The sequence below is a fragment of the Nostoc sp. CALU 546 genome, assembly GCF_048836525.1.
Map to the genome: position 1 here is coordinate 97,636 of NZ_JAWJTF010000005.1, position 11,604 is coordinate 109,239.

At 43.0% G+C, this 11,604-nt stretch carries 10 protein-coding genes; 7 read left to right on the forward strand and 3 right to left on the reverse strand.

All coding sequences use genetic code 11. The annotated features are described in order from the left end of the window. On the forward strand, positions 1–447 hold a 447-nt coding region (locus RRG12_RS04120; RefSeq protein ID WP_420758448.1), incomplete at its 5' end, for a leucine-rich repeat domain-containing protein. A 446-nt stretch (positions 448–893) separates the two neighbouring features. After that, a complete protein-coding gene (locus tag RRG12_RS04125) occupies positions 894–1,781 on the forward strand; it encodes an N-acetylmuramoyl-L-alanine amidase (RefSeq protein WP_420758449.1) in 888 nt (295 codons plus the stop codon). A 153-nt stretch (positions 1,782–1,934) separates the two neighbouring features. Here RRG12_RS04125 and RRG12_RS04130 read toward each other — a convergent pair whose 3' ends face one another. Continuing rightward, positions 1,935–3,146: an endonuclease gene (locus RRG12_RS04130; protein WP_420758009.1), complete on the reverse strand. Its 1,212-nt coding sequence runs from the start codon at positions 3,144–3,146 to the stop codon at positions 1,935–1,937. Positions 3,147–3,476: 330 nt separating this feature from the next. Here RRG12_RS04130 and RRG12_RS04135 point away from each other — a divergent pair, with 330 nt between their 5' ends. Further along, on the forward strand, positions 3,477–4,736 hold the full coding sequence (locus RRG12_RS04135; RefSeq protein ID WP_420758450.1) for an FAD-dependent hydroxylase: 1,260 nt from the start codon (positions 3,477–3,479) through the stop codon (positions 4,734–4,736). A gap of 157 nt (positions 4,737–4,893) precedes the next feature. Here RRG12_RS04135 and RRG12_RS04140 read toward each other — a convergent pair whose 3' ends face one another. Further along, positions 4,894–5,052 (reverse strand): hypothetical protein, encoded by a 159-nt coding sequence (locus RRG12_RS04140; protein WP_420758451.1) that lies wholly within the window; start codon positions 5,050–5,052, stop codon positions 4,894–4,896. Here RRG12_RS04140 and RRG12_RS04145 point away from each other — a divergent pair. The 3 genes from RRG12_RS04145 to grpE all read left to right on the forward strand — a co-directional run bounded on the left by RRG12_RS04145 (position 5,041) and on the right by grpE (position 8,771). Continuing rightward, on the forward strand, positions 5,041–7,530 hold the full coding sequence (locus tag RRG12_RS04145; RefSeq protein WP_420758452.1) for a tetratricopeptide repeat protein: 2,490 nt from the start codon (positions 5,041–5,043) through the stop codon (positions 7,528–7,530). The two genes, RRG12_RS04140 and RRG12_RS04145, sit on opposite strands and share 12 nt — an antisense overlap. A gap of 73 nt (positions 7,531–7,603) precedes the next feature. Continuing rightward, positions 7,604–7,900 carry a molecular chaperone DnaJ gene (locus RRG12_RS04150; RefSeq protein ID WP_420758453.1) on the forward strand — a complete coding sequence of 99 codons (297 nt, stop codon included), beginning with the start codon at positions 7,604–7,606 and terminating at the stop codon, positions 7,898–7,900. Between the two features lie 70 nt (positions 7,901–7,970). Beyond that, positions 7,971–8,771 carry a nucleotide exchange factor GrpE gene (gene grpE, locus RRG12_RS04155; protein ID WP_420758454.1) on the forward strand — a complete coding sequence of 267 codons (801 nt, stop codon included), beginning with the start codon at positions 7,971–7,973 and terminating at the stop codon, positions 8,769–8,771. A 197-nt stretch (positions 8,772–8,968) separates the two neighbouring features. On the opposite strand, the gene RRG12_RS04160 is transcribed toward grpE, so the two are convergent. After that, on the reverse strand, positions 8,969–10,495 hold the full coding sequence (locus tag RRG12_RS04160) for a site-2 protease family protein (protein WP_420758484.1): 1,527 nt from the start codon (positions 10,493–10,495) through the stop codon (positions 8,969–8,971). 270 nt (positions 10,496–10,765) lie between these two features. Here RRG12_RS04160 and RRG12_RS04165 point away from each other — a divergent pair, with 270 nt between their 5' ends. Further along, positions 10,766–11,500 carry an MBL fold metallo-hydrolase gene (locus RRG12_RS04165; protein WP_420758485.1) on the forward strand — a complete coding sequence of 245 codons (735 nt, stop codon included), beginning with the start codon at positions 10,766–10,768 and terminating at the stop codon, positions 11,498–11,500. Positions 11,501–11,604: the final 104 nt, after the last annotated feature.

Genomic DNA, 11,604 nt, shown 5'->3' on the forward strand with positions numbered 1-11,604 from the left:
AGCAATCAACTCAGTAGCCTGTCGCCAGAAATCACTCAACTCTCCAACTTGACAGGGCTATCCCTCTATAACAATCAACTCAGCAGCCTGTCGCCAGAAATATGCCAACTCTCCAACTTGACATCATGGCTAGACCTCTCTAGCAATCAACTCAGTAGCCTACCGCCAGAAATCAGCCAACTTTCCAACTTGAGTGAGCTACACCTAAATAACAATGAACTCAGTAGCCTGCCGTCAGAAATCAGCCAACTTTCCAACTTGAGATGGCTATCGCTCTCTGACAATCAACTTAGCAGCCTGCCGCTAGAAATCTGCCAACTCTGCAACTTGAAATGGCTAGACCTCTCTAACAATCCACAATTAAGCTCGCCGCCGCCTGAAATTGTTGAGCAGGGAACGCAGGCAATTTTGACCTATCTTCGAGCCAGGTTAAAAGCTAAAGGATAATATCTTTCTAAACTGCTAGTAGTTGGTGAAGGGGATGTGGGTAAAACATTTTATAGACATGCAATGCCAAAAGAGTTTTGAATCTGTCTCGGTATCATTTCTACTTTTCGGGTTGGCTATGTGAACACCACGCAGCAGAGTATAAACGCTAACAATTTTAGATTTTAGATTGCGATCTTGAATTGTAGAGAAACAATCAACTATTCCCTGAACCAGTAGCGATGGTTTTGATAGCATTGAGATAGCTCCTAGACAAAGGAAGCATCTAAAACAATGACTTAGGATTACAACATATACTAGTAACGTATATTTAACTAGACTTAAGGTATTATAGCGATTCTCGTTTGGATACTATAGGCTGTAGGGGTTTACAGAATTGCGCCTCTACAAAGGATACGCAAATTTAGCTATAAATTAATATCTACTGTTTTACGGGTATCAGAAAAATGAGGTTTAAAGACTGGGCGACTAGGGTGCTACTAATCTCGCTGATGTTCATGGCTCTAATTATAGTGCTGCTAATTGGACGAGCGACAAAATTACAAAATAATCCGACAATATCTGATACATCCAATACATCCAATCCACAGGTTACAGCCTGGAGTCAGTATCCCCAGGCACAATTGCAATCAGCGAAAGAGCCAGAAAATAAATCTCAAGATGTTGTCAAGTCCCCAGTCAAGACTAACAAGCCTGCAACAAGGTACGTAACCACTCAAGCTTTTGCACAATACAGACCTAATTATCAAGTTGTCGCAGTTAACCCAACTAACTATGGAGAACGCTACGCCCAAGATGTTAACGGACTTCCTCTCACCAACCAACCGATTATCGTCCTCCATGAAACTGGTTATTCAGCTTCTAGCGCCATCAATTTCTTTCAAGTAGCCCATGATGATGAAAGTGTGCAAGCAAGTTACCACGCTTTAATCAAGTTAGATGGAACGGTGGTTTATCTAGTACCGCCAGACAAGCGGGCTTTTGGTGCAGCTAACTCAGTATTTGATAGTCCTGATGGCGTGGAAACTGTGAAGACTAATCCAAATTTGCCCCCATCTGTGAATAATTTTGCCTATCACGTTTCTTTGGAAACACCACCAGATGGTTATGACGCTAGCAGCCAACAAAGCCATAGCGGTTATACGGAAGCTCAATATAATTCTCTTGCTTGGTTAATTGCTCAAAGTCAAGTCCCAGACGATCGCATCACTACCCATAAACTAGTAGACCGTTCTAGTAAAAAAGTTGACCCGATAAATTTTGATGGGAATAAATTTCTAGACTTACTTAATACTTATCGTCAGGTTAGACCAATCTATCGAGTCAGTAAATAATTCAGATGAATAAGAGATCCCCCAACCCCCTTAAAAAGGGGGCTTTTTATATCCCCACCTTTTTAAGGCTACGGTGTACACACATCTTGGTAATGAAGCCCAAACCCTGGATTTACCCCCCTTAGTCCCCTTTCAAGGGTAGGTATTTAAAAATCAGGCAGTAGAGAGGGTGATTTGAGAGACATGGAGTTGTGGAGTCAAGGAAGGCCAAGGTTCAGGGAAAAAGCTACCTTGAGGTAGGGGAAGACGATTAAGAACGGCAGCCTTAATCACTAAAAATCCACGACGGAAACATGAGAGACAACGATGGAAGACACTATTTTTCAAATTGCGTCGTGCAACGTGGGTTTGTGGTAATTCGTCTAAACTACTAATAGGCAAATTGGCATCAATAGCACCTCCAACACTAACCTGCCATAAAGTAGCGATTGCGATCGCTAACCAATGTCTCTCGGCTCGTTTGGTATCTGTCATTTTAGTTTGATGCCAAGCAAAACCACCTCTTTTACCGTCTTTAAATAGACATTCAATCCAAGAGCGCATCGAATACCAACAAGCATCCGCAACTTCGGGTTGTAAATCGGTGAGAATTAACCAAGGTTCGGCATAGCCCTCGTCATGACGGGCTAACAATGTACATTCAATCGGGTTACTTTTGAAACAAGTTACCAATGACTCAAATGACTGACCAACTTCTCGAACAAGAGTATTTAGAGGTAGCCAAGAAACAGTACCTTTAATTTGAAACTGCCCCTGAAGGTTAATCCGCATAAAAGGATGCCAACCACAGTTCAAGATTTGTTGATACAACCACTCAGCATAAAGCCCTCTATCTGTGGTGACAATTACAAACCAATCTGGTGGTACAGTTTTGTCTATATGGCGAAATAATTCTTCCCAGTGAGGTTTCCAACTTCCAGGAATGGTAGCTTCAACTATTTTCCAGGCAATTGGAATTCCACAGCCACGGTAAACAATGCTAATTGCTAATACAGTAAAGCGATCGCTTAAAGTTGAAGCATCTGCTGCCAATGCTAGACGTTTTTCACCTTTAGGCCAAAGACTTAGAATCCAAGATAGTAGTGGACTAAAACAAGATGTCACATCCAATGAAGTTCGACCAGTTTTTGTTTTATCTTCTGCGTCTCGATACCATTCCCGCAGTTGCTGACGTATAGTATTCTCCTTTTTACCCAGTAGTTCTGCTAAAAATACTGAAACCGTTGTCAGTCCACTTGATTGGGTCATTACTATCCCAAAAGTCCACATTGCCAGTACAACAGCTTGAGGTTTTGTGAGATTTGGCATTTTTTCAATTACTTTTCTAGTCCATTCTCTTAATTCCTCGCTTTTTCCTACTTGCATTCACCCTCCTGCACCCGTAGTAATTCTGCTGATAAAAGCTAGATAGTATTTTACCTGCAAAAATACGCCTTTATTAAATACCTACCCTTGAAAGACCCTTAGTCCCCCCTTGCAAAGGGGGGAAATATCCGGTTCTCCCCCTTTGCAAGGGGGAGTTAGAGGGGGTAATTCGACTTGTGTATACACCGTAGCCTTTTTAAGAGGGGTTAGGGGGGATCAAGTTTTCAGGTTTTGAGTGCGTAAATCCTATTTAATTTTGAATTGTTAACTTGCTCAAGGAGGCGCGATCGCGTCAAAATAAGAGTTAAGACGCTGTAACCTAACTTAACAATGACCATAACGCAGCTTGAGCAAACTCTTTCCCCTCAACCAACACCGCCAAATGAGCGGGGATATGAATATGATTTGGTAATTGTCGGCGGTGGGATTATTGGGTTAACTCTAGCCTCTGCTTTAAAAGATTCTGGTTTGAGTGTCTTGCTAATTGAGGCGAAAGTGGCATCAGCGGCGGTAGCGAAGGGACAAGCCTATGCAGTTCACAAGCTTTCGTCACTAATTTATAAAGGAATTGGAGTTTGGGACAAAATGTTGCCTCAAATTGCCAAGTATTGCCGAGTTCGTCTTTCGGATGCCGATTATCCCAATGTGGTGGAATTTACCACAGATGATATCAATACAGCAGAGTTGGGTTATGTGGCGGAACACCAAGCCCTATTGCAGCCGTTGCAAGATTTCGTCCAAGATTGCCCAAATGTGACTTATCTGTGTCCGGCGGAAGTGGTAAATACGCAATACCAGCAGAATATAGTCGCCATAGATATAAAAGTTGCCGATCAGCTAAGGACAGTTCGCAGCAAATTAGTTGTAGCAGCAGATGGATCGCGATCGCCAATTCGGCAAGCTGCTGGAATCAAAACTTCGGGCTGGAAATATTGGCAGTCTTGCATTGTGGCATTTGTCAAACCAGAAAAACCCCACAATAACACCGCTTACGAAAGATTTTGGTCTAGCGGGCCCTTTGCGATTTTACCTTTACCGGGGAACCGTTGCCGCATTGTCTGGACAGCCCCCCATGAAGAAGCAAAAGCTTTGTGTGCTTTAAATGACGAGCAATTTTTGGCAGAACTAACCCGCCGCTATGGCGATCAGATGGGGAAATTGGAATTATTAGGCGATCGCTTTGTTTTCCAGGTACAACTCATGCAAAGCGATCGCTACGTTCTCCCCCGACTAGCATTAATTGGTGATGCGGCGCACAATTGCCATCCCGTCGGCGGACAAGGTTTAAATTTGGGTATTCGAGATGCAGCAGCTTTGGCGCAAGTCATTCAAGCAGCGCACAAAGCGGGTAAAGATATTGGTGACATCCAGATTCTCAAAGGTTATGAACGCTGGCGTAAGTTAGAAAATCTGACAATTTTAGGTTTCACCGATTTGTTAGATCGGATGTTTTCTAATAATTTCTTACCTGTGGTGTTGGTTCGTCGCCTGGGTTTATGGCTTTTGCAGCGAGTACCGATGTTAAAGGTGTTTATGCTGAAATTGATGATTGGTTTGAAAGGGCGGACTCCAGAATTAGCAAAACGTTGAAGAAGAATTCAGGAGTCAGAATTCAGGAGTCAGAATTGATCAGAATTTAGGAATGTGGGATATTTAAACCCACCACCACTGTCTTGTGAGGAAAAATCAAAGCCTCGCTCATTTTGGGCTGGGGTTTACACACAAGTATCATGAAGAGTGCTGAGTTCTAAAGCTCATTGCAACCTTCTGCCTCGTGCCTCCTGCCTCCTGCCTTCTTCATGTCAGCAACTACCGATGAAACGATCGCGATCGCTGATATCTTGATTAAATATATATAGGGTGTATCAACAGTTTTACCAAACTGGAGGCAAGGATGGCTAAACATGAGTCCAAACACCACTCACCAAAACACGTCTCTAGCACAGGTACAAAACTTGCTGAAAACCCCTTCCAGGTAAAACTGCAAGAATTGCTGAAGCAGAAAAAATATCGGCAGGCGTTAGAAGAAATTAAAAAAAATCAGCGATCGCATCCTGATATTGAATTCACTCCCAAAGAATCAGAGATTTGGTTACTGCGGGGTCAACAGGAATTCCAAAAGCAAGATTTTAAACAGGCAGAAAAATCTTTTGGACGCGCTCTACAATTGGGTCTAGCAGGAGAAGCTCACTACTGGCAAGCAAGGTGTTTGCTAGAGTTGAATCAATTGGACGTAGCTCTGAATTTGCTCCGTGAGGCTTTTGAAGCAGGCAATCTCACCAAAGACTACAGCATCTCTTATCTCAAGCTCCTATTGCTCAAAGGAGATATCGCCACAGTTGAGCAGTTAATCAACCAACAATCTAAACGCTTCAGCGCTGCCCAACTCCACTGGGTAAGAGGAGTGATTGCTCTCAAAAATGAACAACCACAAGCCGCTTTGACATCTTTTCAAAAAATTAAACGCCCCATCACCCCAGGAGATTTACCAAATGCTTGGCTTGTTTACAGTCAGCAAGTGAGTGGTAGTTGGAGTGCAGCCGCTAATCTATTGGGTTTGCAATCATCCAGATTCACCTTTGGCAGACCAAAGTATTTGGAACATCCAATTTTAGAGCGGTTGGCAACTTCCCAACAAGCAAAGACCGGAGAACCACCCCTCAATCCCCAAAATCTGGAACAATCAGATCAGGTGATCCAGGATGCAATATCAGCGTTGGCAATTGTACAGCTAATTAATGATGGCAATCATCATGATGCCGCCCATGTATTGCTACGGATGGAACGGTGTGCAGATCGTTTCCCGGAACTAAATATTCTGCGGACATCGCTCTTAACCCTTGCAGGTCAACAAGCACTTAATCAAGGACAAGCAGAATGTGCAGAGCTATTTTGGCAGCCTTTATTAACAGAGAAACCCTTTAACTCGCAATTGGCAGTTAACCTGTTAGAGGTCTTTGAAGTTAATGATTCTGAGCAAGAACGCCGACGTTTGTTGACTCAGTTATTGAAATGGTTAGAGCAGGAAGGAAAACAAAAGCCTCAAGAATGGCCTGCGGAACGATTGAAACCAACCTTAGCTCACCTCCATTGCCGGATGGCAGATGCCTACATGGCACTGGATCGCGATCGCGCCGCTTTAGGAGCTTTACAACAAGCAGAACGTATCTGTCCCACATCACCCGAATTACTGGGGCGCAAGGGACTTTATGCGGCAATGGAGGAAAATTATACTGAAGCGATCGCACTGATTACCCAAGCTATTGAAGGTGGATGTCGCTATCAAGAAATTTATGATGGCTTGCTGAGTTGTTGGGATGAACTAGGAGACAAACAAGCACGTAATGAAGCTCGTCGGCGTTTTGGCAAGCACTTTGGCGACTTTAGTATTGAATCGGAAGTAGAAGTATTACCCTGGGTGGATGCTATTTCTACGCTAAGTTATCCCTTCTTTAGTCGTCTGGTGCAGGGCAAAGATCAGAAAGATCCGGCTTTGCGTGCCTGTCAGATTTTTGTGAATGCAGTACAAAGTTCTCTCAACTCAGGCGGACGAGTCTCGTTAAACCAAAAAGCAGCCACCGAAGCATGGGAAGCTCTCCTAGAACAATTATCTGGAAATGAGCAAATTTCTGTATTGCAAGCGATCGCTCTTTCTATCCACCTATTCGCCAAACGCGAAAAAGGCATCGCCGCTTTAACAAATCAATATCTGCAAAAGTTATTCAACCTATCAGCAGAACACCCAGAAGCCAGAGTTGCCCATTTAGTTGTCTTAGCTGTCAAAGAAGGAAGTCCCCAAAAACTAGAATCTCCTCTGCGTGCCTACCTCGACACCATGCCCCAACCAGGCAATGCTCTGGCAAATATCCAACTGCAAGCACGCCGTTTTGGCTGGATTACAACCTTGATTCCTGCCTTAGAAGAAGCATTACGTCGGGAACCACAAAACCCTTTATTGCTATTAGCTAGAGCCACTACCTACCCTATCAATCAACCAAAATACGAACAATTGAAGCAAGAGGGATTTGAATTAGCTCGTCGCCTACAAGATGCCAAAGCATTACAAGCATTTCGGGAAGAACAGGCGTTTCTTGCCGCCAAAGAAACTCAGAGCATAATGCCAGATCCAGAGAAATTTGACAATCTGAATATGTCAAATATTGATGATTTATTAGAAGGGATGCTTAAAAAATTATTTGGTAGCAAAATTCCTCAAGCTGAGTTTGAGAAGATGCTTCCAGAACTTAAGCAAATGATGTTAAACAGTATGCCTAATTTCTTTGATGATGATGAGGAAGAAGATGATGAATCAGAGATCGACTTAGACTTTATCTTTAGAAGCTTACCACCTACCTCTAGAAAGCCAAAGGGGAGAAGAAGATGAGATTTTCAGGATTTATTTTAAACTAGGGACAAGAGAATTTTTATAACTCCTAACTCCTAACTTAGCACTCTTTATGACTTCCCACCACGAACACTTAGGAATTTCTCCAGGAGCTACCCCCGCTGAAATTAAAGCGGCGTATCATTCCAAGCTGCGTGAATTTCCCGCTCATACTTATCCAGAAGAATTTAAGGCAATTCGAGGATCTTACGAGGCACTTCGCAAAGGAGAGACAATCCAAAATGAGGATTTATTGAAGATTCGTCCCTTAGAAGCAGAACTGAACCCAGAAATATTAAAACAGGTACGAGAAAAAGCGATCGCTCAACTAGAAGTTAGCCTAGATGATTTAATTCGTGCCACATTTTAATTGTTTGGAAATGGGGAATGGGGAATGGGGTATTGAAAACAAATGACAAATAACAAATGACCAATGACAAATGACAAATGACAAAGAAGCTTTATTTAACAAATTTTTAGATTATTTACATTCAGAACAAACGCCACCAGAGTATCTGGTTAAAGCGCCAGAATCTACTAATTCTTTTGATGCCTATCAAATGGTGGCAGAATGGACTGCTCTGCGCCATGAAGTTAAGCAACAGGGTAAATTATTGCGTTCTACTCAAGATGCTTTGGTGCAAGCATTGGAAGTAACTCGTACAGATAAAGAACAGCTGCAAATACGCCTGGAAGAAAGCCAAAAACAGGCATTGGATAAATTTGAAAAACAGCAAGAAAAACTACTAAAAGATTTGCTGGGTATCCTGGATGCTTTAGATCAGGCTTGTACTTACTGGCAAGAAGAAATAGAAGCATTATCTGCTACCTCAATACCAAAATCTCCCCCACAAAAAAACTTCTGGGAAAAGCTAAAACAGTGGTTTGGTGGTAAAGAAGTTCAATCAACGGTGTCTGAAAAATCACCAATATCAGAATCTTTAAGCGAAATTTTAATCAGCAATCAACAGGGAGTAGAGTTAATTAGGCGATCGCTTTTAGAAGTACTACGACAACGGCGGGTTGTTCCGATCGCAGCACAGGGGAAACCCTTTAACTCCCAAACGATGTATGCTGTGGGACGTGAGTTAAGAGCAGATGTTGCAGATAACACCGTGATTCAGGAAGTAGTACGCGGTTATTTATGGGGCGATACCACTGGTAACGACGGAGCCATGCGCGTCTTGAGAGAAGCACAGGTCATCGTAGCAGCACGAGGGAATGAGGACTTGGAGAATTGACAAGGCAAATATGGAACTAGTACTGATTTGTGTAATTCGTAATTCGTAATTCGTAATTCGTAATTCGTAATTACTGTTCCGTAAGGGTTTTAGACATTTCAAATGGGTAGCTTATTTACGCTGCGCTGTACTAGTACTGCATGAAGGAAATAAATCAGGAGTGAGAATACAGAATCCAGAATTGGTGAATACTCTACTTAAATTTGCAAAAGGTTAGCGATCGCTTGCGGTAATGGCAAAATAATTATAATCAACAAAGCCATTGCCAATAATCCCCAAACGTCACGTTTGTTATCCAATTCACTGACATCATTTAGCGCAGGTTCATCAATCAACGGCATAAATAATAAGATAATCGCCCACACCAAAAATTCTTCCCGAACTAAAGCCAGCAATAGCAACAACACGCGAGCAATTTGACCAATTACCATCGCAGTTCGTTGTCCAAACATCGCATGGACAATGTGACCTCCATCTAGTTGTCCTACAGGCATTAAATTTAACGCCGTCACAATTAATCCCAGAAAACCTGCTACTGCAACTGGATGTAAATCAAGGGCTGATTTTGCTGTTAACTCACTTCCCAAAGCTAACTTTGAGAGTAACGCCAGTAAAATCGAATATTTGGGATTAAGGGCATCAGGATTCAAAAGTCGGGTTTTTTCAGTGATGGGAACCACATCAGAATTAGCCAAGCCCCATATTAGTAGTGGCAAAGTAATAACAAAACCTGCAACTGGGCCAGCAATACTAATATCAAATAAAGCTTTGCGGTTGGGAATGGGACTACGCATCTGAATAAATGCCCCAAAAGTTCCCAAAAAGAAAGGTACGGGAATAAAGTAAGGCAACGTCGAGCGAATTTTGTAAAACTTAGCTGTCAAATAATGCCCCAGTTCATGAATGCCCAAAATAGTCATTAGTCCTAAAGCATAAGGCAATCCCTTAAACAGGACATCTGGGTTAGATAGAACTTTGAACAAAGAGCCAATTTCCCAGAGAGGCGGCAGAGAAACACCAGCAATTTCCACTCCCACCAAGGTAGTAGTTAGCAAAGTAGCTACTACTAGTAGAAGTGCTAATCCTGGTTTAGTTAACCGTTCCTGGTCGCGTCGTGGTGTATTTCTCTCTTTAGCAGCTTGAATGTTGGGAACTAGCACAAAGAAAGGTTTATCATTTAAACCTTCTTGAAAGATCAGCAAGAAGCGATCGCCAAATTGTGCTTCAATATTAGTCTTAATCTGCTGGTACGCATTGCTGGCTTTAGTTCGCAGCTGACCACGGCAAATTACAGCTTGTGGTCGATACTCAATATTTTGAACGTAGTATACAGACCAAGGAAAACAATTTCGCAGTTGGGTTTCTTCCGTTGGCTCAATGGGACGCACTATTGGCTCTGGGGTAGGCTGGATAGTCGGCTGTGATTCTGAAGCTTGGGCTTGGGCTTCAGTTTCGGTCTGTGTATCTCTTGGGACTCGACGCCCCCAGTGAAACAACATCCAGTACAACAGTGTGCAGACAAATAACGACCAAATGATCAGCCCTGGTGGCGGAGGTGGTTTTGCCCCGTATATCAGCGTCCATCCACTCAACAGAAATGCTGGTGTCATTAAAACCAGCCACAACAACCATACTGGCGTCCGAGTGATGTTAGCGACGCTGTGCTGCACCATTATATAGGTAGCTAACCCCAGTAGGAGGATAAATAGAAACCAAAATGCCATGTTATCTTCAGTAATTTTGACAAAATGCCCTACCAGTAGCTTCAGCACCATAGCATTAACTACAAGGCAGACCTCAAATCCCAATTGTTTTCACAAGGGTTGATAGGGGACTGGGTATTGGGGATTGGGTACTGGGAGACAAGAATAACTAATACCCAAATGCCCCATGCCCCATGCCCCATGCCCAATTCCCAATCCCCAATTCAATTCTTGAGAATTTCCACACTACCACCAGATTGTCCACAACTCCTCAGTTTCGGTTCTTTGATCATGTGCCCTTTACCTCAAAAACCAAGTCATACAACTAAGTCACCACGGGCTGTCTTCCCTGACGAAGTTCCTAGCGGAAGTTCTCTGCAATCGGACTTCGCACAAGAGAGTATTTTTGCCTTTCCACCCAATCGGGACACATTAGGGGGAACCTCTTATTTTATTGTAAGAAATGAAGGGAATATCCTCATAGATTGCCCTGCTTTAGACCAAACAAATCAAGATTTTTTGCGATCGCATGGAGGCGTGCGTTGGTTATTCATCACTCATCGCGGCGCTATTGGCAAGACTGCTGAATTTCAGCAAACCTTTGACTGCGAGGTGCTGATTCAAGAGCAAGAAGCTTATCTATTACCAGGTTTAACCGTGACTACATTTAGGCAGAAATTTACCCTTGATGCAGCAACACAAGTGATTTGGACACCAGGTCATTCTCCCGGCTCATCTTGCCTCTACTACAGTCAACTTGGAGGTATATTGTTTTCTGGTCGCCATTTACTCCCCAATCAGCATGGTAATCCAGTATTATTACGGTCAGCTAAAACCTTTCACTGGCCAAGGCAAATTCAGAGTCTTCGATTATTGTTAGAACATTTTACACCAGAAACTCTCCGGTATATTTGTCCTGGAGCTAATACAGGCTTTCTTAGAGGCAAGCGAGTCATAGATCAAGCTTATCAACACCTCGCCTCTCTAGATTTACCAGCTTTGCTGCGGATAGAGCCTCTACTTTAGAAGCAAGCAGGATTTCGGAGTGGGGAGGGAATCTCACTTCTTTACTTAGCACTGCTCAATGCCCCGCTAGCACTAACGGAAAAGAGGAACTGTTTTGCCCAATA